Source organism: Sulfitobacter sp. SH22 (assembly GCF_965641905.1).
Classification (GTDB): domain Bacteria; phylum Pseudomonadota; class Alphaproteobacteria; order Rhodobacterales; family Rhodobacteraceae; genus Sulfitobacter.
Map to the genome: position 1 here is coordinate 1179091 of NZ_OZ282573.1, position 22122 is coordinate 1201212.

Sequence of the window (22122 nt, forward strand, 5' to 3'; positions counted from 1 at the left end):
CGGAGGTTGAGCCGCCAACGCGCGGCGCAGGGTTTGTTCATGGTGGTCAGGCCGACGAAATCCAATAAACTTTGTTCTTCCAAACGCAGCAAGGAACCCCCATGCCAGACGACGTCCATCCTCAAATTCAGGCTGTCCTTGATACCATGGCAGCGCTTGACCTGCCGAAACTGCAAGACGGCTCCGTAGCAGACGCGCGCGCCCTGATGGAAAGCATGGCCGCCGCGGGGCGCGAACGCCTGCCGCCCATGACCGCGTCGCTGCGTTTCTAAGATCGCAATTCACCTGATCCGACTGCGATAATCGACCCCACACATCGCAATCAGGCCTGAAGCTCGGCATCCCAATACAGAAAATCCATCCAGCTTTCGTGCAAGTGGTTTGGCGGGAATTTGCGGCCCATGTTGCGGAGTTCCTCGGCAGCGGGTTGGCGCGGCGGTTTGCGCAGGTGGAACCCGGTCTGGTGCAGCGCTTTGGACCCTTTGCGCAGGTTGCACGGGCTGCACGCCGCAACCACATTTTGCCAGCTTGTCACCCCGCCCGACGCCCGTGGCACCACATGGTCGAATGTCAGATCGCCCCGTGCGCCGCAGTATTGACAACAAAATTCGTCCCTCAGAAATAAATTAAAGCGCGTGAAGGCCACGCGCTTTTGAGGTTTCACATAATCTTTGAGGACGACAACCGAAGGGATCCGTATCTCCATCGAGGGGCTGTGCACGTAGTCGTCGTATTCGGCAACGATATCGACCCTGTCCAGCCATTTCGCCTTGATCGCATCCTGCCAGGGCCACAGCGACAACGGATAGTAGGACAATGGCCTGTAATCCGCATTCAGCACCAGGGCCGGTTTATCTTTCAGCCCTGCGGGGCTGCGCGTGAATTCTGTTCTAAAGTCGCCGTCCATGTAACTGTAAACCCTTTGCCGTTCCGCGTCCGGTCCGGCGGGAACAGCCCCGCCGATGGTTAAAACTATATCTCGTGTTTTGCGCCTGACAAGTCGCAAAGGAGCACAAGATGTCGCAGACAGGGTATGATGGTTAAGTAACGGGCATGTGAAAGTTTCGCCAAGCGGGTAAACCCGGCGTTTCATGCGCAGCCAATGCGGCGATGCGTTCAGGTTCGACCGCCCGTTTATGGCCGGGATCGGGAACGCTGCGCCGAAAAAAATGGGCGACATGCCCGACGAAGGGCCACGCCGCCGATCAAAGACCTAAAGCCCCAGTTTGTCGCGCATGAACGCAAGCGATACGCTTAACCCGTCAGGCGCGATGCCGTGGGCGGTGCCCTTCATGATATGGGCAAACACATCCGTCCAGCCTGCGTCTTGCAAGGCTTGCGCCGCTTCGGGCAGGGATTGTGGCGGCACAACATCGTCGGAATCGCCATGCACCAACAAGACCGGCGGGCGCACCAATGCGTCGTCTTTCAGGCTTTCGGGGCTCAGCAAACGACCCGAAAACGCGACAATGCCAGCCACTGCTTCTTCGCGGCGCGGGGCAACATGCAGCGCCATCATCGTGCCCTGGCTAAAGCCGAACAACACCACCTGTTCGGGCAGCAAATCTTCGTCCACCATCAGCGCATCCAGGAATGAATTGAGGTCTTGCACCGCCTGCATCATGCCGCGCTCGGATTCTTCCTCGGAGGAATTATCAATCCACGGGATCGGAAACCACTGAAACCCCATCGGCGCACCGGCGCAGGCCTCGGGCGCGTCGGGGGCCACGAACAGCGTGTCGGGCAGATGTTCGCCCAACGGATCGGCCAGCCCCAAAAGGTCAGCGCCATTGGCCCCGTAGCCGTGCAGGAAGACCACGGCTGACCGCGTTTCCCCCGATACCGGCTCGCGGCGCTCTGCGTTTAAGACGCGTGTCATGTGATCCCTTCCCTTTGTTTTACAACGCGGTAGTACGAAAACAGCGCGCGGGCTGCAACCGACCTCCACGGTGACCAGTCTTCGGCCATCAGCGCCAGCGCTTTGGGCTTTGGCCGCTCTGGCAGATCAAAAAGCACTTTTGCGGCCTCTTGCAAGGCCAGATCGCCCTCGGCGAACACATCGGCGCGGCCAAGCGAGAACATGGCATAGATTTGCGCCGTCCAACTGCCCACACCGGGGATTGCGGTCAGCGTTTTGATCACCTGCGCATCGGGGGCATCGCGCAGGGCGGCATAATCCACGCCCGCCTGTGCCAGCGCCAAAGCATAGCGGATTTTCTGGCGGCTCAGGCCCGCATCGCGCAACCCGTCTTCGCCCGCCGCAACTATCGCCGCCTCGTGGGTCAGGCCCTGCGCATCCATCTTGGCGCGCATGGCATTTGCCGACGCGACCGACACCTGCTGGCTGATGATCGCCCCGATCAACGCGTCAAACCCGTCGGCACGCAGCCGCAGGGGCAAAGGGCCGGTCGCCTGCAAAGCATCGGCAAAGCGCGGATGGGTCGCGGCCAGCCACGCCGCCCCCTCGGCCACATCCCCATCGCAGGTGATAATGCGCCCGACGGTCATAGCGCGGCCAGCCAATCCACCGCTTCGGCGGTTGATCCCAAGATGCGCACATCGCGTGGCGGGGCCGGCCTGTCGATCACGATGGTCCGTAACCCCATCTGACGCGCGGCATCCAGCTTGGGGCGGCTCGGGGCACCGCCGACGTTGCGGCAAATCATTGTGTCGATGTTCAACTGCTCGAACAGCGCGACCTCTTGTGCCACGGTAAAGGGCGGCGTGCCCAACACCGGTTCCACAAAATCGGGCAAGACACTGCGGGCGTTCGGGCCGTTCTGGCGCAGGAACAGACGCGCGCCGGCAAAGGGGGCGAATTGGGCCACGGTGCCCCTGCCCGTTGCCGCAAAAACCCGCGCGCCCGGCAATATCAATGCGCCGGCTTCGGCAACCGATGCGGCCCGCAGGCCCGGCGGATCAACGGGCCAGACCGGCCGCAACACCCGCCCATAGGCAAGCCCCAGTTCCGCGGCAGCGGCGGCGGCGCGGTCCGACACATCGGCATCAAAACCGTGACCGGCATCACAAATGGCGGTGATCCGCTGCTGCTTCAGAAATAATTTCATCGCCTCAACCGACGCAGGGCACCAGATTTTCCAAGGCACGGGCAAAGGCCCGAAACTGCGTTCGGGGGCCCGCAGGAACGCCTGCATTCTTTGCGATGTTTGCGCTATCTGTGCGGCAATGCCATGCGCCTCGGCGCTGCCCGCGATCAACAAAATATGAGTGCTCTGATCCATCGTGCAATCGTCGCTCAGGCCGCGACCAGACACAAGGGGCTTGCCCATGGCAAAAGCTAAGTTTACGCCGTTGCCATGACAATGATTGATGACACCCGCGCCAAGCGCAATGTGGCCGTTCTGGTCACCGCGCAGGCTTTCCTTGGCAGCCAGATGCCGATGTATTTCGTGATCGGCGGATTGGCGGGGCAACAGCTGTCGCCCAACGTCTGCCTTGCGACCTTGCCGATCTCGATGATCGTCTTCGGGTCGATGACCACGGCACCGTGGCTGTCCAGCGTGATGCAGAAATTCGGGCGGCGCACCGGGTTCATCATTGGCGCTTTTGGCGGCATGGCGGGGGCAGCGACCTGTGCCTATGCCCTGACGGTCCAAAGCTTTGCGATGTTCCTGCTGGGCAGCTACCTGATGGGCATCTACATGTCTTCCCAGGGTTTTTTCCGCTTTGCCGCGACCGACACCGCGTCGGATGAATTTCGCCCCAAGGCGATTTCCTATGTCATGGCGGGCGGGCTTTTGTCGGCCGTGCTGGGGCCGCAACTGGTGGGTCTGCTGACCGATTCCAGCCCTGATGCGACCGTGATGCGGTTTTTCCCCGTTTATGTGGCCGCAATCGCATTGAACGCGGTTGGCATGCTTTTGTTTGCGTTCCTGCAAATCCCCAAGCCACCTCTGCCATCGGTTGACGCCCCCAAGGGGCGGTCCCGGATGGAGCTGCTCAAGACGCCGCGCATTGCGGTCGCAGTGATCTGCGGCATGGTCTCTTATGCGTTGATGAACCTTGTCATGACATCGACGCCGCTGGCGGTTGTCGGCTGTGGCTATAACATCGTGGATGCGTCCCATGTGGTCACTGGCCATGTTCTGGCAATGTACGCGCCGTCTTTCTTTACCGGCCATCTGATCGCGCGCTTTGGCGTCGAAAAGATCCTTGGACTTGGCATCGCAATTCTGGCGGTCGCAGGCATGGTCGCCCTGCAAGGGGTCGTGCTGGGCAATTTCTATGTCGCCCTGATCCTGTTGGGGATCGGCTGGAACTTTGGCTTTATCGGGGCCACATCCATGCTGGCAGGCGCGCATGAACCGCACGAGCGGGGCCGGATGCAAGGCCTGAACGATCTGCTGGTGTTCGGCGGCGTGACCTTTGCATCGCTGGCCAGTGGCGGGTTGATGAACTGTTCAGGCGGCAGCGCCATCGAAGGCTGGGCCGCAGTGAATATCGCGATGATCCCGTTTCTGGTTTTGGCAGGCGGCGCGTTGATCTGGCTCGTGCTGCGTCAGAAATCGGCACAAGCCTAAGCTTACCACCGCCCGCTAAGTGCGCGCCACGACAGCGGAAAATCATCAAGCGCGGGCAAGCTGCCATCCCCCACCCGCGACGGTTCGCGGATCGCGGCCTCAAGCACAGCAGCACTTGCCCCGATGCTGAACAGCGCAGGCCGCGCTGCTGCCGACACCTTGCCGCGCTGGCTTCGGGCGTTTTGCAGCCGCCCAAGCGCCTTGTGCGCCAGGCCCGCCACCCCCGCATCAGTGCCATCCAGCAAAGGCACGCGGCCCTGTTCCACCAGTTGCGGAATGGCGTGAAACCACGCCGCCACCCCCGCGCCATAGCCGGCGTCACGCACCACGGTTTCATCCGCCGCACCCAGCCCCGAGGCCGCAACCCACATCAGGCTGCCCGCGGTCTGGTCGATATAGGCGTCAAAATGCGCGGCATCCTCGAAGGCATCGCGGTAAATATCCCAACGGCGCGCCCCCACCAGCGTATCAAGGCACCGCGCCTGATCTGCGGTCAGGACTGACGCCAAAGGCGTCGCGACCTCGTGGCGGCGCACAGGGCCGCCCTGGCCGATCTCTTCGCAGACATCGCGCCACCATTGCAGGCGCATTTCGGCAATCATCGCCTCCTGCGTGACCCAAGGTGCACGGGCCACTTCGATGTTGAAAGCATATAGCGGGAACAAGACGCGCCGCGCTTTGACAGGGGCCGCCATGGTCGCGCGAAACCGCAACGGGTCCGCGCGCTCAACAATGGCGGCGCAGGCGGTCAGATCATCATCAAATTGCATCAAGAAAACCCCCGATTGCCTGAACCGTTTCGGGGGCGTCAACGATCCCCAAATGCCCTTTGCCCGGCACAATCACATAGGTGCCTTTGTCGCTCACTGCGGCCATCGTTTCCTCGTATTTATCTGCGTAAAACGCTTCATCATCGGCTCCGGCGATCACCACGAACGGCGGCAGCCCCGCCACATCAGCCAGATAGTCATCCCGTGGTGCAAATCCGGTGTTCAGCCGGTAACTATAACCCGTGGTCGCCGTATCGCCCAAAGGCCCGTCCAGCACCAGATCGGGCATCGCAAACCGGATCACGGTCTTGTCGTTAAACGTCGAAATGCCAACGGCGTTCAGGATCGACAGGCCGATCATCCGGCGCTGATGCACAGTCGCCCATCCGCCCGCATTTTTCCGCGTGGTCGGCGCGTTATGCTTTAGAAACGGGGCGATCAGCACCGCCCCATCCAGCAACTGGCCATAATCGCTGCCCGCAAACCGCACGACCAACCCGCCCCCCGAGGAATGCCCGCCCAAAACGATCTTTTGGCCCGGTTCATGCAGCGCGGTGATCAGATCAACCAGATCATCCTCAAGCTGGTTGACGTAATCAATATCCCCCCGCCGCCCCGGTGCAGCGCCATGGCCTCGCAAATCAGGGACCAGAACAGTGGCCTTCTTGCTCAGCTGTTGGGCGATCTGCACAAATTGCAATCCGTGCCACCCCGACCCGTGCACCAAGACCAACATCGGCGCCCCCAAAGGCCCGTCAAAACGCCGGTAGGCCAGCGCGTAGCCATCGCGCATCGTGGCATTCTGAAGCGGCGGTGCCACGGTGCCCCCTGCGGTATTCGCCAGATAGTCTGCGAAATCCAACCCGCCCGTTGCCGCGACTGGCGCGGCTGGCGTGGCCGGATCACTCACAACAAGAACAACAGCGACAGCCAGCGTGATCACCACGCTCAGCACAATGGCCAGGAGGGTTTTCAACAGCATCCCTTTGGTCCCTTATGCCTTCAGGTCTCGGATCAGTTTCCACCGGATCGCGTCCAGCAACGCCTCGAAGGACGCATCCACGATGTTGGCCGATACCCCTACGGTTGACCAACGCCGCCCCTGCCCGTCTTCGCTGTCGATGATCACGCGGGTCACCGCTTCGGTGCCGCCTTGGGTAATGCGCACCTTGTAATCGACCAGATGCATATCCTCCAGCAGGGCCGAATACTGCCCCAAATCCTTGACGATCGCCTTGGAAAGCGCGTTCACCGGGCCACGGTCGCAGCCTTCCTCATCCATGCTTTCACTTACCGAAAGCCGCTTTTCACCGTCGACTTTGACGACGACAACGGCCTCCGACAGGCTGACCATCTGGTCGTATTTATTCTTGCGCCGCTCAACCGTAACGCGATAGCGCTTGACCTCGAACAGATCGGGCATCTGCCCCAGGGCCTGCCGCGCCAACAGCTCGAAACTGGCCTGCGCGGTATCATAGCTATAGCCATCGGCCTCGCGTGCCTTGACCTGATCGAGGATCAGCCCCAACGCCGGATCGCCCTTGGCAATCGTCAGGCCTGCGCTTTCCAAACGGCGGCGCAGATTGGATTGACCCGCCTGATTGGACATCGGAATGATCCGCGCATTGCCCACCCGTTCGGGCGGAATATGCTCGTAAGTCGACGGGTCTTTCAGAATCGCGCTCGCATGCAGCCCCGCCTTGTGGGCAAAGGCCGAAGACCCCACAAACGCCGCCTGTTTCATCGGCACACGGTTCAGGATTTCATCAAGACTGCGGCTGATCTGGGTCAACCCCTCAAGCGCCTCCAGACTGATCCCGGTCTCAAACGTGCTGGCATAGGGCTCTTTCAGCAGCAAGATCGGGATCAACGTGGTCAGATTTGCATTACCGCAGCGTTCGCCCAGCCCGTTCAACGTGCCCTGTATCTGCCGCGCACCGGCATCCACCGCCGCCAGCGAACAGGCGACCGCGTTTTCGGTGTCATTATGGGTATGAATGCCCAGATGGCTGCCCGGAATGCCCGCCGCAATCACCTCAGCCGTGATCCGCCCCACCTCGGCGGGCATGGTGCCGCCATTGGTGTCACACAGCACAATCCAGCGCGCGCCAGCGTCATAGGCGGCCTTGATCGCCGTCAGCGCATAGGCGCGATTGGCGCGGTACCCGTCAAAGAAATGCTCCGCATCAAACAGCGCCTCGCGCCCCTGCGCCACCAGATAGGAAATTGATTTCGCAATGTTTTCTGTATTTTCATCCAGCTCGATGCCAAGCGCGGCAGTCACGTGGAAATCATGGGTCTTGCCCACCAGACAAACGGTCTCGGTACCCGCGTTCATCACAGCGGCCAACACGTCATCATTCTCGGCCGAAAACCCCGCCCGTTTGGTCATGCCAAAGGCCGTCATCCGGGCACGGGTGCGCGGCGCATCCTCGAAAAACGCGGAATCCGTAGGGTTCGCCCCCGGCCATCCGCCCTCAATATAATCCACCCCCAGCCCGTCCAAAGCATTCGCGATGGTGATTTTCTCGGCGGTCGAAAACTGCACCCCTTGGGTCTGCTGCCCGTCCCGAAGCGTGGTGTCATAAAGATAAAGGCGTTCTCTCGTCACTTCCGCACCCCCACCTTCATTTTGCCAAATAAACTCCGGGGAGCGTGAGGGGCTGGCCCCTCACTCCCGCCGCAACAAACTGCGCCACCATTCGCAAATGCGCGCATCATTTGAGGGCCTCTAGTTTGGCAAGCCTGAATTCAGTATCCGGCCGCAAATAAACACCGTCTTTGCTCATTTGAACACTTAGGCCAATGTCTTCCAACTGACGTTTCATAGCATCCACTAAAGAAAAGTCCTTTGTTTCCATTGCCACTTTTCTTAGCGCTGATAGACGATCACCAACGTCTGACAATCTTCTCTTAATTTCTTGCCGCTCTGCGAGCTCAGAAGCCAAGGCGTCCCACGAGTAAAAACCCAGAAACACGAGATTTGCGGCCAATTGATCAGCGTCAGCAGAGCCGTTTCCCTTTGAGAGAATTTCAAGCGCGGCATGCGTATTCAAATCATCCGACAGGGCATCAATCATTGCGTCGGTAGGCTGTATTTTTTTTGCCTTTTCCAAGTCCCCATAGTCAGCAATAAGCTCAAGAAAACCATGTAGCTTGTATTCTGCTCCAACGGCCTTTTCGACGGTCCAGTCCATCGGCTTGCGGTAATGCGTGCTTAGCATCACGAACCGGATCACCTCGCCCGGCACGCCCTGATCCAGCAAGTCACGCACGGTAAAGAAGTTGCCAAGCGACTTGGACATCTTCTTGCCCTCGACCTGCAACATCTCATTGTGCAGCCAGTAATTGGCCATAAAATCCGTACCATTAGCGCAGCAGCTTTGGGCAATTTCGTTCTCATGATGAGGGAACTGTAGGTCCAAACCACCGCCATGAATATCGAAAGTGTCACCGAGCAAGGCCTTTGCCATAGCCGAGCATTCGATATGCCATCCCGGCCGACCGAAGCCCCAAGGACTGTCCCAACCGGGTTCGTCACCGTTCGACGGCTTCCATAAGACAAAGTCCATGGGGTTTTCTTTTCCTTCACCTACCTCGGCCCTGCTCCCTGCGATCATCTCATCCAAAGACCGACCGGATAGAGCTCCATAGTCCTTGTCCTCCTCAACTTTGAAAAAGCTGTGTTCCGGAGCTTTATCGGCATTGAAATAGACAGCTCTGGAGTTGTGCCCAAAGCTAATAGGCTTGGAATATGCATAACCCTTTTTGATCAACGTCTGAATCATCGCAATCATCTGCGGGATATAGGCCGTCGCGCGCGGCATCTCGTTGGGTTCAAGCGCCCCCACAGCCGCCATATCGTCCAGAAACCACTGGGTCGTCTCTGCGGTGATCTCTCCGATCGACCGACCGCTTTGCGCCGCACGTGCGTTGATCTTGTCATCCACGTCGGTAAAATTTCGCACATAGGTCACATGATCCGGCCCGTAGACATGGCGCAGCAACCGGTACAGCACGTCGAACACGATCACTGGCCGCGCGTTGCCCAGATGGGCGCGGTCATACACCGTGGGCCCGCAGACATACATCCGCACGTTTTCAGGGTCGATGGGAACGAAATCCTCGCGTTTGCGGGTTTTCGTGTTGTGCAGCTTGATCGTCGTCATATGGCGCGTCCTTACGCAAGTATGGCGCGGGCATGGCACATTTGTTTTGAAAAGAAAACGCTATGAACAGGCCCGCCGGAAAGTCTCAGCAGGGAATACAGCAAATAATGAGTGTGTTCATCGTCATGGCACCTGCCTAGCGCGGGGCAGCCCTATGGGTCAAGCTTGATTGACAAAGCCCGCCACCTCTGCGCCCCTGCGGCCCAAACAGATCAATCGGAGATAACGAATGCAGCTTTCCTCACGCATCACAGGTCTTTTGGGCGGCGGATCAGATGGCTGGGGCGTGTTCCTGCGCGCCCGCCAGATGATCTCTGACGGCACCCCCGTCACCGAACTGACCATCGGAGAGCATGACATCCGCACCGCAGCACCGATTTTGCAGGAAATGCACCGGGCGGCCCTTGCCGGGCACACGGGCTATGCCTCGGTTCCCGGCACCACCGCCTTGCGCGATACCGTCGCCCGGCGCGTGCAGGACCGCACCGGCGTGCCCACGACCCGCGATAACGTGGTAATCACCCCCGGCGGCCAGGCCGCCCTGTTCGCCGCCCATGCCGCCGCCACCAACCCCGGTGACACGGCGCTGTTCATTGATCCCTATTATGCGACCTATCCCGGCACGATCCGCGGTGTCAGTGCCGTGCCAAAAGCAGTCCCCGCCCATGCCGATGACGCCTTCCAGCCCCGTGCCGATGTAATCGCTGCCGCCGCACCGGGGGCAAAGTCGCTGCTGGTCAATTCGCCCAACAACCCCACCGGCGTGGTCTATTCCCGCTCCACCCTCGACGGCATTGCGCGTGCCTGCATGGATCACGACCTGTGGCTGATCTCTGACGAAGTCTACGACACGCAAGTCTGGAAAGGCACACATCTGTCGCCCCGCGCCCTGCCCGATATGGCCGACCGCACGCTTGTTGTCGGCTCCATGTCGAAAAGCCACGCCATGACCGGGTCGCGCTGCGGCTGGATCGTGGGGCCGGCGGATGCCATCGAACATCTGACCAATCTTGCCACCCATACCACCTACGGCGTGCCGGGCTTTATCCAGGATGCCGCCCAATTCGCCCTGAACCAAGGCCCCGCTTTCGAAACAGAAATCGCCGCCCCCTTCCAGCGCCGCCGTCTGCTGGCCCAGGATATCATCGCGCGCCAGAATGCCGTGTCCTTGGTGCCCGCCGATGGGGCCATGTATCTGATGCTGGACATCCGTAGCACCGGCATGTCCGGCGAAGACTTCGCCTATGCGCTGCTCGAGGCCCATCATATCGCGGTGATGCCGGGGGAAAGCTTCGGTCAGGCAGCCGCGGGCCATATCAGGGTTGCGATGACCATCGAAGACACCGCTTTTGCGCAGGCCCTGAAAACCCTGTGCGATTTCGCCGACAGCCGCATCAAATAGCAACCGCACCCCCGAAACGTATCAGAGGCCGGGGATTGCTCCCTGGCCCCTGTTCTCTGGCTCTTAAATATCCCCGCCGGAGGCACCTTTTCAGGCACCCCCAAGGGTCACACCGCCAGTTTTCTCACTTGGTCGCCTTAAAAGCGGTAGGAACCGCGCAGGGTAAAGGTTGTCACGTCCAGATCGTCACCGACAACACCACCGATATCCTTGAAACGGTGCTCCAGCAGCTCCGCACCAACGGTGTAGCGTTCCGAGACCTTATAGCTCATGCCGATACCATAGAACGCGCCATCTTCGTCGCCGCCCGACGTGTCAGCCAAGGCATAGCCACCGGTCGCATAGACCAATGTGTTACCAAAGTCGTAACCGCCCTTGATCTTGGCACGTGCAACGGAATCAATTGTTGCTGCACCACCGTTCAGGTCGATGTTGGTTTGGTCATAATCAAGCTCGCCGCCCAAGACGAACTGACCGAAATCATAGTCATAGCCAGCGTGGAAGCCATAAAGGCCGTTGTCGCCATCCAGCACGCCCGGGCCATCTGCATCGCCATAGCCGAGCTGCAAACCAGCGTAAAAACCGGTCCAATCGCCGCCAGTGTTGATGACTGGAACGGGTTCCATCATCACAGGTTCGATCACGGGTTCGCTCAGGCTGCCGGCAAAGACGGAGCCTGCGAAAGCAGATGATGCGACAAGAGCGGCTGAAGCAATTTTCATTGTACGTTTCATAATAGATAACTCCTTAGGATATCATGTCCGAGCGGGGCGATCCCGCCTCGATGACATAACTCGCAAAGTAGGCATCGGTTTCAATCACCACTTGTCATAGATCAATCGGGGGGCGGTTTGTTGCTGTTTTGCCTTGCCCGTCGGCGGAGGGCCGCCACCCATTGCCCTTGTTCACAAGGAGTTCACTTGGTCGCAAACAGAATTTACGTCGCAAACAAGACAGCGTCGGCGACTTTATTTTCGCAGCATCGGAACAATCTTGGGAGCAGGTTCATGAAAACAGACCACTGCATCGCGACGCGTGTCAGCCGCACCATCGGTGCGGATCGCGGGCGTGCGGCACGGGGGGCACCCTTGGGCCACTAGCTTGGCCTTTCGCACCCTGACAGTCACCAATACTGGATTCCCTTCATGACCGTACAAACACCTCACCGCACTGGTGGCCGCGCCGCACGCCGTGCCGCACGCGCCGCCCCCCTTGCCGATCATCTGCGCCCGGTTCGGGCTGGCATGTCGGGCGGCACCTATAATCCGCTGTCCCCCGCCGCGATGGACCGTATCCATCTGGCCGTTCTGGACGCGCTGGAACAGATCGGCCTTGCCGACGCGCCCCCCTCGGGAATTGCCCATATGACCGGTGCCGGTGCCATTCTGGGCGACGACGGCCGGCTGCGCTTTCCCCGTGCGCTGATCGAAGACACGATCGCATCGGCCAACCGCTCTGTCACCTTGCATGGCCGTGATCCAAAGCACGATCTGGAACTGTCGGGCACCAAGGTCCATTACGGCACCGCCGGGGCCGCTGTGCATCTGGTCGAAGTGGACGGGCGCACCTACCGCGAATGTGGCGTGCAAGACCTGCATGATGCCGCGCGCATTGCCGACCAGCTCGACAATCTGCATTTCGTGCAGCGCCCGATGGTGTGCCGCGACATCCCCGACAACCTCGAGATGGATTTGAATTCGATCTATGCCTGCTGTGCGGGTACCACCAAACATGTGGGGGTTTCCTTTACCGAACCGTCTTTTGTGCCGCACGGGCTGGAACTGCTGCACATGATCGCGGGAGGCGAAGACAAATGGCGCGCACGGCCTTTCGTGTCGAATTCGAACTGCTTTGTCGTGCCCCCGATGAAATTTGCCACCGAAAGCTGTCTGGTGATGGAGGCGTTGATCGACGGCGGCATGCCGATCCTGCTGCTGTCGGCCGGTCAGGCCGGTGCCACCGCCCCTGCCCCCATTGCCGGTGCGATCGTTCAGGCGGTTGCGGAATGTCTGGCAGGGCTGGTCTATGTCAACGCGATCAAGCCGGGGCATCCCGCGATCTTTGGCACATGGCCCTTTGTCAGCGACCTGCGCACCGGTGCCATGTCGGGCGGGTCCGGCGAACAGGCGCTGCTGACGGCGGGTTGTGCACAGATGCACCGTTACTATGACCTGCCCGGCGGCGCTGCGGCGGGCATTGCCGATGCCAAGCTGCCCGATATGCAAGCGGGGTGGGAACAGGCGATGTCGAATGTGATGGCGGGCATGTCCGGCCTGAACATGGTCTACGAGGCCGCAGGCATGCACGCCTCCTTGCTGGGGTTCTGTCTGGAATCGCTGATTTTGGGGGATGATCTGATCGGTCAGGCCCTGCGCTGCGTGCGCGGCATCGAAGTCACCGAGGACAGTGTCAGCCTTGAGGTGATCCGCGCCACCTGTATCGGCGGCCCGGGGCATTATCTGGGCTCCGACCAGACCCTGAGCCTGATGCAGACCGAATATATCTATCCCGCACTGGCCGACCGCACATCGCCCAAGGAATGGGCCGAACTGGGCAAACCCGATCTGCTGGCCAAGGCGACAGCCCGCAAGGAAGAAATCCTGGCCCAGCGTGCAAATGCGCGGTTTGATCCTGCAACCGACCGGATGATCCGCGAAAGGTTCAATATCCACCTGCCCCAATAACATGCAACTCCCCCCGTGACTTCGCGGGGGGCTCTGTTAAGTCTTGAAGCGGGGCGCGACATCGCCCCTTACCGCAAGAAGACATGCAGGGACCCTCTATGTTCGGCTTTATCACCACCCATATCGAGGTCGTGGGCGTCATTCTTTTGACGTTGCTGGTTGCGTTCATTCTGCTGCAACAGCGGCGCAGCCCCCAATCCACTGCCGCGTGGATCCTGTTTCTGGTGTTATTACCCTATGTGGCCGTGCCGGTGTTTTTGGGCCTTGGGTTTCGCAAACAAAACAAGAAGTACAACCCGATCCGGTTTTCCGACAAGGAACACCACCGCACGCCGGTACACGCGCTGGATCACACCTTTCAGGCCTTCAACATGCCCCCCGCCGTCGAGGCCCAAAGCTTCAGGCTGCTCGACAGCCCGCAGGCCACATTTCATGCGCTGATGGAGATGATCGAAACCGCCGAACGCAGCATTGATTGCCTGTTCTATATCGTCACCGACGACGACACCGGCAGGCGCTTTGTCCAGGCGCTGACCGCCAAGGCCAGGGCCGGCGTCAAAGTGCGGCTGCTCATGGACCGGATCGGCACCATGCGCGGCCCCCACAAGGCGATGAAAGCGCTGAGAGAGGCAGGTGCCGACGTGCTGTTCTTTTCGCCGTTTCTGCAATTGCCCAGTTCGGGCCACCTGAACCTGCGCAATCACCGCAAGATCATCATCGCCGACAATGCCCGCGTTTTCTCGGGGGGGATGAACATCGGGGCCAACTACATGTCGGACGCGCCCACCGATGCAAGCTGGGTCGATCTGGCTTATCTGCTCGAAGGGTTGGCCGTACAGGGGTTTTGCGATGTCTTCAGATCCGATTGGGAGGTCGCAAGCGGTAACGATATCAAGCTGACCAGCCCCGCCCCGAAATCTGCGGGCCTTGCCACGGTACAACTGATCCCCTCGGGCCCCGATATTGCCGAAGACCCCCTGCATGACGGGCTGATCCGCGCCCTGCATCTGGCACATTCGCGCATCTGGATCGCGACACCGTATTTCGTGCCGACCGAACCCTTGTCCAATGCCCTGCGCATCGCGGCCCTGCGCGGTGTCGATGTCAGGATCATGGTGCCGCAGAAATCGTTGCAGCCGATCGCCGATTTCGCCCGCGGTGCCTATCTGCGCGACGCTGAAACAGCCGGTGCCGTGATCCACTATTTCACCCCTGCGATGATGCACGCCAAGGCGATGGTGATTGATGACGCCGCCGCCATGGGCACGGCCAATTTCGACGTGCGCAGCATGTTGCTGAACTTTGAGGCGATGTTGTTTCTTTATGATGCGGGCAGCGTGGCGGATTTGTCTGACTGGTTCACCGCCGGTTTTGCGCAGTGCCACACAAACACGCCGCACCCGACCTTGCCGCGCCGGCTGTCCGAGGCCATATTCCGCATCGGAGCCCCGATGTTATGACCGCACCAGATACCACCACCGCCCCCACGCTGCGCATCGCCAGCTATAATATGCGCAAGGCCAAGGGCACGGACCGCCAACGCGACCCTGACCGGATCATGCGGATCATCCGCGATCTGGATGCCGAAATCGTTGTGCTGCAAGAGGCCGACATGCGCCTTGGTGAACGCCCCTCGGCCCTGCCGATGGATATGCTGACCGCCGAAACCGGCCTGATCGCGGTGCCCGTGCCCAGCAAGGTCAGCATGGGCTGGCATGGCAACGCGATTTTGTTGACCCCGCGCGCCGAAGTTCACGACGTCCAGCATATCAACCTGCCCGGTGCCGAACCGCGCGGCGCGATGGTGGTGGATACCGATATCGGCGGCATCGCATTGCGCGTCATTGCCACCCATCTGGGCCTGATGCGCCGGTCGCGCCGGGCGCAGCTGTCAGCGCTGATCGCCCATCTGGACGCGCGGTCGCGCCGCCCGACGCTGATTGCCGGTGATATGAACGAATGGTCCCAGACTGTCGGGCTTGGCCGGCTGGCACACCACTTTAACATCCACGCACCGGGCAAGAGCTTTCATGCGCGCATGCCCATGGCCGCCCTTGACCGGATTGCGATGGATGACGATCTGCGGCTGGTCGGCGGCGGCGTGGTTGAAACACCGGATGCCAAGCGCGCGTCGGATCATCTGCCGATTTGGCTCGATTTCATGCCGCTAATGGGTTTCGGCCGCGATTTACTGTGACGTCTTATGCCGCCGCCCCACGCGGTCAGGCCGCCCCGGCAGGTTAAGCACCGTGTCAGACCGTGGCCCCCGCGCGATCACCCTGCCCTTGGCGATCACACATAACCGGTTGGCCCGCAGGCGCAGCGCCTCTATCGGGTCACCGGCATCCAGCACCACCAGTGATGCCTTGGCCCCGACCTCCGATCCGTAATTCTGCAAGCCCATGGTGCGCGCATTGCCCGTGGTCACCATGTCAAAGCATTTGCGCAACGCGTCCGGGCTGGTCATCTGCGCCACCTGCAACCCCATCAACGCCACGTCCAGCATGTCGCCCGTTCCCAGCGAATACCACAGGTCCGGCACGCAATCCTGCCCCCAGCCGACATTGATCCCCATCGCCAGCATTTCCTTGAACCGCGTCAGGCCGCGCCGCTTGGGGAATGTATCATGGCGCCCCTGCAAGACGATGTTGATCAGCGGGTTCGGGATCACGTTGAGGCCCGGGATGCCCGCTAATTCGGATTACTTACATTATCATTTGACAGCAGTGCCTTACATGGTGAAGGCAATGTGATATCGGGGGGCTTTGCCACCGTGCCCATCATCAGCGCCGGCAATGGGTTGTTATCCGTGTCAGCGGTACGGGTCTGGGCGACCAACTTGCTATAGCGCAGCGCCGTAACACGGTCGGATATCTCTATAACCTCATGTAATTTATGGGAAATAAAGGGTATCGACAAACCGTTTGCGGTTGCCAATCGAAGGGTTGCGAAGAGGTCATCTGCTTCTTGCGGGGGCAGATGTGCGGTGGGTTCGTCAAGGATCAGGATTTTCACATACCGGTACAACGCCTTAAAGATTTCCACCCGCTGGCGTTCGCCGACCGACAGGCCGCCCACCCGCGCCGAAGGTTCAACCATAAGTTTAAATATGCCTTACAATTATTTGTTTTTGAACGGTATTCAAACCTTCTTAAAGTGAAAATAATTCAGCGATTGGACGCCAGGCGCGATGTTCTCCAACACCGTCAGATTATCCGCCAAGGTGAAATGCTGATGCACCATGGCAACGCCCGCATCGCGCGCGGCACGCGCATTGCCCGGCGGCAGGGTCTGGCCGAACACCTGCACCGACACTCTGCTGGCGGTATCGCCCCCGAACACGATATTCATCAACGTCGTCATGCCTGCGCCGTTTTCCCCCAACAGCGCCACGACCCCGGCCCGATGCAAAGCCAAGCTGACCGCGTCATTCGCGACCAGCCTGCCAAAGCGTTTGGTGATGGCGTCAAAGCGCAGAACGACCTCTGAGGTTGCCATCATGGGTTACGGCGACGTGGGTTCGCAATCGTCGATCTCGACGGTGAAATCACCTGACATGATCTCGGCCTCGCGCTTTTTGACCAGTTCAAGCGCGGCTTCGGGGGCCTTACCCTCAAACGTGCCCAAGGGGGCCAGAACGGTGCCGCCCTCTTTGGTGAACGCATAGATCCCGAAATCCGCCGCCATGCACATGCCTTGCTGCACTTCGGCAATCGTCTTGTCCAAGGTCGGCGCAAAGTTCCAGATCGCCGGGGCAACGACGGTTTCAGGCCATTCCCGGCTTCGGCATATTCACACACGACGCGGGCATAGTCGGTGTTGCTGACGTTCTCCGAATAGACATGGTCGATATCGCCCGCGCGCATTGGCCGCCATCGCTGCCTTGTGAATGCGGCTGACCCAAATGCCAGCGACCTAGATCGGTTCGGCAGCCAGCGCGGCAACGGGTCAGGCAAAGGTCAACTGCACGCGGCCGAATGCCCCGAAATCCGCGTCGAATACGCTGCCGGGTTCTGCCTCGATCGGGCGGATGAACGACCCTGACAGAACGGTTTCGCCAGCCGACAGACCCATGCCATAGACGGCAAGCCGTTGGACCAGCCAGACAATCCCCATCACCGGATCATTCAGCACGCCTGCGCCCAATCCGGTTTCTTCGACCACCCCGTTGCGTTTGACCACGGCCCCGACCCAACGCAAATCTTGCGCGTCGATCCTGTGCCGCTCAGCCCCCAAAACGATGCCCGCATTGGCCGCATTATCTGCGACCGTGTCATAGATCACCCGCGGTTTGCCGGTCGCCGGATCAGTACGCAACACACGGGTGTCGAGGATTTCGAGCGCGGGGGTCACATGGTCGGTCGCTGCAATAACGGCATCGCGCGTGACATCCGCGCCGGCCAGATCGGTTTTCATGACAAAGGCAATCTCGGCCTCGATCCGGGGTTGGATGAACCGCCCCTTGGGCACCGTGTCGCCGGTCTGGAACACCATGTCATCCAGCAGAACGCCGCTGTCAGGTGTGGTGATGTTGAGCGCCTGTTGCATGGCGCGGCTGGTCAGGCCGATCTTCCAACCAATGACACGCGCCCCCGCCGCCCGTTTGCGCGCGACCAGGGCGGCCTGCACGGCATAGGCATCGTCCAGCGTGATGGCGGGATAGGCAAGGCTCAGCAGCCCGCATTGCTGGCCGCTGAGTTCGGCCTGAAACAACATGTCGGCGGCGGCGGTGATCTGATCGGGGGTCATTCGTCGGTTACTCCGTTGCGCAAGATGCCGATGCCTTGGGCTTCGACCTCGACCACGTCACCGGGCACCAGCCAGACCGGCGGATCAAACCGCGCACCCGCACCCGTGGGCGTGCCCGTGATGATGATGTCGCCCGCCACCAAAGTCGTGAAGGTCGAGATATAGGCGATCTGGCGCGCGACGGGAAACAGCATCCGCCCGGTGCGGTCCTTTTGGCGGAGCGCGCCGTTGACCCGCGTCTCGAGCGCGACATCGACGATCTGGTCAGGAGTCGTAAAGGGCACCAACCAAGGGCCCATGGCCCCTGATCCGTCCCAATTCTTGCCCTGGGTCACGTTGAATTTCGCGTGACGCACCCAATCCCTTAATGTACCTTCATTACAAAGGGTTATTGCAGATATGTGATCCAGTGCATGAGCTTGGTCAATCCGTCTGCCACCTTTGCCGATAACGACAGCAATTTCGCCCTCGTAATCCAGCTGATGTGTCTCTGGTGGGCGGGTTAGAGGCGATTCATGCCCGACAAAGGAGCGCGGAAACCGGATGAACAGCGACATGTTGGGCGGTGCGTCTTGCCCGTCTTTATATTCGGCGTTGCGGTCGGGGAAATTGACGCCCACGCAGATGATCTTTTCGGGATTTGGCACGGGAATATCCCAGCGGAACGTGCCATTGGCGTGGCTGACGGCCCTGCCCTGTGCGGCGGCTTCAAGCGATGAAAAACCATCGTTTTCAATTACATCGCGCAATGTCTTCCACTGCGGAAAATCGCCCGACAGCGCGATCATGCCGCCGTCTGACAGAGCGCCGTAATATTGGGTGCCATCAACGGTGAATGTGGCAAATTTCATGGTGTACTTCCTTTAGGGTGCGATGATCGGTTGCGCCTTCAGATCGCTTTCAGCGACAGTGACCCCGTCGAAAAGCGACCCCAGTTCAAACCAGCTGCGCGGCGCAGCGGCCCCCCACAAGGTCTGGCGCTGCGGGTCTTTGAGATCCCATTTGATCGGTTCCATATCGGGGTCGATCGTCTGGTAATCCGAGCAGTAAATCTCGGTGCGGTGGCCATCCTGATCGCGGATATACAAGAAGAACGCGTTGGAAATCCCGTGCCGTCCGGGCCCGCGTTCGATGTTGGTCACATAGCCGGTCGTGCTCATCAGATCGAGCAGGTCGATGATGTTAAGCGGCGTCGGCACCCAGAACGCAAGGTGATGCAGGCGCGGGCCGGTGCCGTTGGTGAAGGCCACGTCATGCACGCCGCCCTTGCGCTGCATCCATGCGGCCCAGGTGCGGTCGGTTTCCTCGTCTGCGGTGTATTCGGTAACGCGAAAACCCATGTCGCCATAGAATTGCACCGACGCATCGACGTTGGGGCTGAACATGTTGAAGTGGTCGATGCGCAGCGGTTTCACGCCTTGGTACAGCTTGTACTTCTGATGGATCGACGGCAGCCGGTCCATCTTGGCATAAAACTCCAACGGGATACCCATCGGATCACGGGTGGACAGCACCCGGCCCATAAACGGGCGCTCGATCCATGCGGTGGGCAGATCGCGGGATCTGAACCATGCCTCGGCGCGGTCCAAGTCCTCTTCGCTCCAGACCTTAAAGCCCAGAACCCCCACCGATCCGGCTTCGGCTTTTTTCAGGATCACGCAGTGGTGGCCGCGTTCCTCCATGGCGCGCAGATAGATATGGGTCGCGTCCTCGTGGGTGACTTGCAGACCCAGGGTATCGACGTAAAACGCGCGGCTCCATGCCAGATCGGTCACGCGCAGTTCGACATGGCTGAGGCGGACGATGTTGAAGGGCGGGTTCAGGTTGGCGGCGGGAATTGGCATAGCGCTGTCCTTTGTTTACGCGCCCAGACGGGCAATTTTATGCTGGCCAAGGGCAAAGGCGGTGTTTTTCTGCTCCATATAGAAATCAAACGACCATTGCCCGCCATCACGGCCGATCCCGCTGGCCTTGGTGCCGCCAAAGGGTGTCGGCAGGTGGCGCACGTTGTCGGAATTCACCCAGATCATCCCCGCATCCAGCGCGTCCGAGAACCGCAAGGCGCGGGTGACATCATTGGTCCAGACATATCCCGTCAGCCCGTAATCGACATCATTGGCGATGCGCAACGCCTCGTCTTCGTCCTTGAACCGGATCGAGGTCAGGACCGGGCCAAAGATTTCCTCCTGCGAAATCCGCATTTTCGGGGTCGCGTGGGTAAACAGGGTCGGCTTGACGAACCAACCCTTCCCGTCAGGTGCCGTGCCGCCTGCGGCCACAGTCGCGCCATCCGTGCGGGCGATGTCAAAATAGCGGCACACCTTGTCGTAATGCACCTTGTGGATCAGTGGGCCGACTTCGGTGGCAGGGTCCAGCGGATGACCGACGCGAATGGTGTTGACCCGCTCGACCAGTCGCGCCTCGAATGCGTCGGCAATCGTGTCTTGCACCAACAAGCGGCTTGACGATGTGCAGCGTTCCCCGTTCAGCGAATAGATCATGAAGATCGTCGCATCCAAGGCGCGTTCGAAATCGGCATCATCGAATACCACAACCGGGTTTTTGCCGCCCAGTTCGAAATGGCAGCGCTTCAGGGTATCGGCCCCCTGTTTCATGATCATCGATCCGGTTTTGCTCTCTCCGACAAAGGCAATTGCCTTGATATCGGGGTGTTCGGTCAACGCGCGTCCTGCGTCTTCGCCCATGCCGTTGACCAGGTTCCAGACACCGGCGGGCAGACCCGCCTCGTGGGCGATCTCGGCCAGAATACGGGCGGTCAGCGGGCTGAATTCGGCGGGTTTATGCACGATGGTGCAGCCCGCGGCCAAGGCGGGCGCGATCTTCCAGGTGGACAGCATAAACGGCGTATTCCACGGCGTGATCACCCCCACGGGGCCGATGGGGCTGCGGCTGGTGATGTTCATGTGGCTGTTGGTGGGCAGCGATTGCCCGTCGCGTGCCGTCGGGGCCATGTCGGCGTAATAGCGAAAGTTTTCAGCCCCGCGCAGGGCGGCCTTGGACATGAAGCGGAACGCCTGACCGGTGTCCCAGCATTCGTACAGCGCGATTTCTTCGGCGCGCGCCACGATCCCGTCGGCGATCTTGTGCAATATCTTTTTGCGGGCGGCCCCGTCCAGTGCGGCCCATGCCGGAAACGCGGCTTTGGCGGCTTTGGCGGCGCGGTCGATATCCTCTGCCGTGCCTTTGGCGACAGTACATATCAAGGTTTCATCCACCGGCGAACAGGTTTCAAAGCTTTGCTGACCGGCGATATCCTGACCGTCGATCAGGTTCAAAATCCCCTTGTCGCGAAACCGCGCCAGATGGGCGTCAAGCTTGGCAAGATGCGTGGCAAGATCGGTCATTGTAATTCCTTTGACAGGTATTGGCGGATTGAACTGGATTTGAAGCTCAGCGCAGGGTCGATCTCGCGCATCTCCATCGACAGCATGAATGAAGAGCTTGCCATCACGGGGGCGCAGAACGCTTCCATCGCTTGAAAGATCGCTTTCGCGGCGGCCTGCTTGGCAGAATCCGCGCGCCCTGCCGCCAGCCGCACCGACAGATCCAGAAACGCGTGATCGGGGTTGCCATCGGCCATCACCACATGGGTGCAGGCGGTGGCGCGGACCCGAATGCCCGCCACAGGAAAAACGCCCGTCTTGGCTGCGGCATCGGCGACCACCTGACACAGCGCGGCAACGTCCAGACGCGCCGCAAGGTTGGGTGAATAATCAATGTGAAGATGTGGCATGAACCCTCCCCGGAGCCGCATGGATTTAGTTGACAAGTTAAGTATATTAATTA

Annotated in this window: 21 protein-coding genes and 3 pseudogenes; 7 read left to right on the forward strand and 17 right to left on the reverse strand. The window is 60.2% G+C overall.

What is annotated here, in order from left to right:
- Nucleotides 1–101 precede the first annotated feature (101 nt).
- Nucleotides 102–272, forward strand: coding sequence for a hypothetical protein (locus ACSQ13_RS07775; RefSeq protein WP_176249213.1), 171 nt, complete (start codon nucleotides 102–104; stop codon nucleotides 270–272).
- A 50-nt stretch (nucleotides 273–322) separates the two neighbouring features.
- On the opposite strand, the gene ACSQ13_RS07780 is transcribed toward ACSQ13_RS07775, so the two are convergent.
- Entirely contained in the window at nucleotides 323–907 is a 585-nt protein-coding gene (locus ACSQ13_RS07780; protein WP_176249214.1) for an HNH endonuclease, read from the reverse strand.
- Between the two features lie 184 nt (nucleotides 908–1091).
- Between ACSQ13_RS07780 and ACSQ13_RS07785 the strand changes: the two genes are divergently transcribed.
- The gene (locus tag ACSQ13_RS07785) at nucleotides 1092–1217 is read left to right on the forward strand and encodes a DUF6434 domain-containing protein (protein ID WP_367268369.1); all 126 of its coding nucleotides are present in this window, start codon (nucleotides 1092–1094) and stop codon (nucleotides 1215–1217) included.
- On the opposite strand, the gene ACSQ13_RS07790 is transcribed toward ACSQ13_RS07785, so the two are convergent.
- Genes ACSQ13_RS07790 through ACSQ13_RS07800 form a run of 3 tightly spaced genes read right to left on the reverse strand, consistent with a single transcriptional unit; the run spans nucleotide 1214 to nucleotide 3290 of the window.
- Nucleotides 1214–1879, reverse strand: coding sequence for an alpha/beta hydrolase (locus tag ACSQ13_RS07790; protein ID WP_295512298.1), 666 nt, complete (start codon nucleotides 1877–1879; stop codon nucleotides 1214–1216). The genes ACSQ13_RS07785 and ACSQ13_RS07790 overlap by 4 nt on opposite strands.
- Nucleotides 1876–2508 (reverse strand): DNA-3-methyladenine glycosylase family protein, encoded by a 633-nt coding sequence (locus ACSQ13_RS07795; protein WP_295512296.1) that lies wholly within the window; start codon nucleotides 2506–2508, stop codon nucleotides 1876–1878. The genes ACSQ13_RS07790 and ACSQ13_RS07795 overlap by 4 nt, the downstream gene beginning before the upstream one ends.
- Nucleotides 2505–3290: a precorrin-6A/cobalt-precorrin-6A reductase gene (locus ACSQ13_RS07800; protein WP_295512294.1), complete on the reverse strand. Its 786-nt coding sequence runs from the start codon at nucleotides 3288–3290 to the stop codon at nucleotides 2505–2507. Before ACSQ13_RS07800 ends, ACSQ13_RS07795 begins: the two co-directional genes overlap by 4 nt.
- A gap of 27 nt (nucleotides 3291–3317) precedes the next feature.
- Here ACSQ13_RS07800 and ACSQ13_RS07805 point away from each other — a divergent pair, with 27 nt between their 5' ends.
- On the forward strand, nucleotides 3318–4541 hold the full coding sequence (locus ACSQ13_RS07805) for an MFS transporter (RefSeq protein WP_176249217.1): 1224 nt from the start codon (nucleotides 3318–3320) through the stop codon (nucleotides 4539–4541).
- Nucleotides 4542–4543: 2 nt separating this feature from the next.
- Here ACSQ13_RS07805 and ACSQ13_RS07810 read toward each other — a convergent pair whose 3' ends face one another.
- The 4 genes from ACSQ13_RS07810 to cysS form a co-directional block, all read right to left on the reverse strand.
- Nucleotides 4544–5311 (reverse strand): squalene/phytoene synthase family protein, encoded by a 768-nt coding sequence (locus ACSQ13_RS07810; protein ID WP_295512291.1) that lies wholly within the window; start codon nucleotides 5309–5311, stop codon nucleotides 4544–4546.
- Entirely contained in the window at nucleotides 5301–6287 is a 987-nt protein-coding gene (locus tag ACSQ13_RS07815; protein WP_217902977.1) for an alpha/beta hydrolase, read from the reverse strand. Before ACSQ13_RS07815 ends, ACSQ13_RS07810 begins: the two co-directional genes overlap by 11 nt.
- Before the next feature lie 18 nt (nucleotides 6288–6305).
- Nucleotides 6306–7922, reverse strand: coding sequence for a citramalate synthase (gene cimA / locus ACSQ13_RS07820; RefSeq protein ID WP_295512288.1), 1617 nt, complete (start codon nucleotides 7920–7922; stop codon nucleotides 6306–6308).
- Between the two features lie 106 nt (nucleotides 7923–8028).
- The gene (cysS, locus tag ACSQ13_RS07825) at nucleotides 8029–9480 is read right to left on the reverse strand and encodes a cysteine--tRNA ligase (RefSeq protein WP_295512286.1); all 1452 of its coding nucleotides are present in this window, start codon (nucleotides 9478–9480) and stop codon (nucleotides 8029–8031) included.
- Nucleotides 9481–9709: 229 nt separating this feature from the next.
- Here cysS and ACSQ13_RS07830 point away from each other — a divergent pair, with 229 nt between their 5' ends.
- Nucleotides 9710–10882 carry a pyridoxal phosphate-dependent aminotransferase gene (locus ACSQ13_RS07830; RefSeq protein WP_295512285.1) on the forward strand — a complete coding sequence of 391 codons (1173 nt, stop codon included), beginning with the start codon at nucleotides 9710–9712 and terminating at the stop codon, nucleotides 10880–10882.
- A gap of 137 nt (nucleotides 10883–11019) precedes the next feature.
- Here the strand turns inward: ACSQ13_RS07830 and ACSQ13_RS07835 are convergent, their stop codons facing one another.
- Nucleotides 11020–11616: an outer membrane protein gene (locus ACSQ13_RS07835; RefSeq protein WP_176249222.1), complete on the reverse strand. Its 597-nt coding sequence runs from the start codon at nucleotides 11614–11616 to the stop codon at nucleotides 11020–11022.
- Between the two features lie 411 nt (nucleotides 11617–12027).
- On the opposite strand from ACSQ13_RS07835, the gene ACSQ13_RS07840 reads away from it, so the two are divergent.
- The 3 genes from ACSQ13_RS07840 (at nucleotide 12028) to ACSQ13_RS07850 (ending at nucleotide 15763) form a co-directional block, all read left to right on the forward strand.
- Nucleotides 12028–13566: a trimethylamine methyltransferase family protein gene (locus ACSQ13_RS07840; protein ID WP_295512282.1), complete on the forward strand. Its 1539-nt coding sequence runs from the start codon at nucleotides 12028–12030 to the stop codon at nucleotides 13564–13566.
- 98 nt (nucleotides 13567–13664) lie between these two features.
- Nucleotides 13665–15026 carry a phospholipase D-like domain-containing protein gene (locus ACSQ13_RS07845; RefSeq protein ID WP_295512280.1) on the forward strand — a complete coding sequence of 454 codons (1362 nt, stop codon included), beginning with the start codon at nucleotides 13665–13667 and terminating at the stop codon, nucleotides 15024–15026.
- Entirely contained in the window at nucleotides 15023–15763 is a 741-nt protein-coding gene (locus tag ACSQ13_RS07850) for an endonuclease/exonuclease/phosphatase family protein (protein ID WP_295512278.1), read from the forward strand. The genes ACSQ13_RS07845 and ACSQ13_RS07850 overlap by 4 nt, the downstream gene beginning before the upstream one ends.
- Here the strand turns inward: ACSQ13_RS07850 and ACSQ13_RS07855 are convergent.
- The 8 genes and pseudogenes from ACSQ13_RS07855 to ACSQ13_RS07890 form a co-directional block, all read right to left on the reverse strand.
- A pseudogene (locus tag ACSQ13_RS07855) lies at nucleotides 15755–16246 on the reverse strand (amidohydrolase family protein); the annotation flags it as partial. The gene ACSQ13_RS07850 and the pseudogene ACSQ13_RS07855 sit on opposite strands and share 9 nt — an antisense overlap.
- 11 nt (nucleotides 16247–16257) lie before the next feature.
- Nucleotides 16258–17067 (reverse strand): annotated as a pseudogene (locus ACSQ13_RS07860) (ATP-binding cassette domain-containing protein).
- Between the two features lie 3 nt (nucleotides 17068–17070).
- Nucleotides 17071–17343, reverse strand: a pseudogene (locus ACSQ13_RS07865) (BMP family ABC transporter substrate-binding protein); the annotation flags it as partial.
- A gap of 171 nt (nucleotides 17344–17514) precedes the next feature.
- Nucleotides 17515–18315 carry a 2-oxo-hept-4-ene-1,7-dioate hydratase gene (gene hpaH, locus ACSQ13_RS07870; RefSeq protein ID WP_295512274.1) on the reverse strand — a complete coding sequence of 267 codons (801 nt, stop codon included), beginning with the start codon at nucleotides 18313–18315 and terminating at the stop codon, nucleotides 17515–17517.
- Nucleotides 18312–19166 carry a fumarylacetoacetate hydrolase family protein gene (locus tag ACSQ13_RS07875; RefSeq protein ID WP_295512273.1) on the reverse strand — a complete coding sequence of 285 codons (855 nt, stop codon included), beginning with the start codon at nucleotides 19164–19166 and terminating at the stop codon, nucleotides 18312–18314. The genes hpaH and ACSQ13_RS07875 overlap by 4 nt, the downstream gene beginning before the upstream one ends.
- Before the next feature lie 12 nt (nucleotides 19167–19178).
- On the reverse strand, nucleotides 19179–20159 hold the full coding sequence (gene hpaD / locus ACSQ13_RS07880) for a 3,4-dihydroxyphenylacetate 2,3-dioxygenase (RefSeq protein ID WP_176249228.1): 981 nt from the start codon (nucleotides 20157–20159) through the stop codon (nucleotides 19179–19181).
- A 15-nt stretch (nucleotides 20160–20174) separates the two neighbouring features.
- Nucleotides 20175–21680: a 5-carboxymethyl-2-hydroxymuconate semialdehyde dehydrogenase gene (gene hpaE, locus ACSQ13_RS07885; RefSeq protein ID WP_295512271.1), complete on the reverse strand. Its 1506-nt coding sequence runs from the start codon at nucleotides 21678–21680 to the stop codon at nucleotides 20175–20177.
- Complete coding sequence (locus ACSQ13_RS07890; RefSeq protein WP_295512269.1) at nucleotides 21677–22069, reverse strand: 5-carboxymethyl-2-hydroxymuconate Delta-isomerase; 393 nt, start codon at nucleotides 22067–22069, stop codon at nucleotides 21677–21679. Before ACSQ13_RS07890 ends, hpaE begins: the two co-directional genes overlap by 4 nt.
- Nucleotides 22070–22122: the final 53 nt, after the last annotated feature.

Bases quoted from the DNA above. Each gene is read 5' to 3' on its own strand.
- ACSQ13_RS07775 (WP_176249213.1), top strand. From the start codon at position 102: ATGCCAGACGACGTCCATCCTCAAATTCAGGCTGTCCTTGATACCATG.
- ACSQ13_RS07780 (WP_176249214.1), bottom strand. From the start codon at position 907: ATGGACGGCGACTTTAGAACAGAATTCACGCGCAGCCCCGCAGGGCTG.
- ACSQ13_RS07785 (WP_367268369.1), top strand. From the start codon at position 1,092: ATGCGCAGCCAATGCGGCGATGCGTTCAGGTTCGACCGCCCGTTTATG.
- ACSQ13_RS07790 (WP_295512298.1), bottom strand. From the start codon at position 1,879: ATGACACGCGTCTTAAACGCAGAGCGCCGCGAGCCGGTATCGGGGGAA.
- ACSQ13_RS07795 (WP_295512296.1), bottom strand. From the start codon at position 2,508: ATGACCGTCGGGCGCATTATCACCTGCGATGGGGATGTGGCCGAGGGG.
- ACSQ13_RS07800 (WP_295512294.1), bottom strand. From the start codon at position 3,290: ATGGGCAAGCCCCTTGTGTCTGGTCGCGGCCTGAGCGACGATTGCACG.
- ACSQ13_RS07805 (WP_176249217.1), top strand. From the start codon at position 3,318: ATGACAATGATTGATGACACCCGCGCCAAGCGCAATGTGGCCGTTCTG.
- ACSQ13_RS07810 (WP_295512291.1), bottom strand. From the start codon at position 5,311: ATGCAATTTGATGATGATCTGACCGCCTGCGCCGCCATTGTTGAGCGC.
- cysS (WP_295512286.1), bottom strand. From the start codon at position 9,480: ATGACGACGATCAAGCTGCACAACACGAAAACCCGCAAACGCGAGGAT.
- ACSQ13_RS07830 (WP_295512285.1), top strand. From the start codon at position 9,710: ATGCAGCTTTCCTCACGCATCACAGGTCTTTTGGGCGGCGGATCAGAT.
- ACSQ13_RS07835 (WP_176249222.1), bottom strand. From the start codon at position 11,616: ATGAAACGTACAATGAAAATTGCTTCAGCCGCTCTTGTCGCATCATCT.
- ACSQ13_RS07840 (WP_295512282.1), top strand. From the start codon at position 12,028: ATGACCGTACAAACACCTCACCGCACTGGTGGCCGCGCCGCACGCCGT.
- ACSQ13_RS07845 (WP_295512280.1), top strand. From the start codon at position 13,665: ATGTTCGGCTTTATCACCACCCATATCGAGGTCGTGGGCGTCATTCTT.
- ACSQ13_RS07850 (WP_295512278.1), top strand. From the start codon at position 15,023: ATGACCGCACCAGATACCACCACCGCCCCCACGCTGCGCATCGCCAGC.
- hpaH (WP_295512274.1), bottom strand. From the start codon at position 18,315: ATGACCCCCGATCAGATCACCGCCGCCGCCGACATGTTGTTTCAGGCC.
- ACSQ13_RS07875 (WP_295512273.1), bottom strand. From the start codon at position 19,166: ATGAAATTTGCCACATTCACCGTTGATGGCACCCAATATTACGGCGCT.
- hpaD (WP_176249228.1), bottom strand. From the start codon at position 20,159: ATGCCAATTCCCGCCGCCAACCTGAACCCGCCCTTCAACATCGTCCGC.
- hpaE (WP_295512271.1), bottom strand. From the start codon at position 21,680: ATGACCGATCTTGCCACGCATCTTGCCAAGCTTGACGCCCATCTGGCG.
- ACSQ13_RS07890 (WP_295512269.1), bottom strand. From the start codon at position 22,069: ATGCCACATCTTCACATTGATTATTCACCCAACCTTGCGGCGCGTCTG.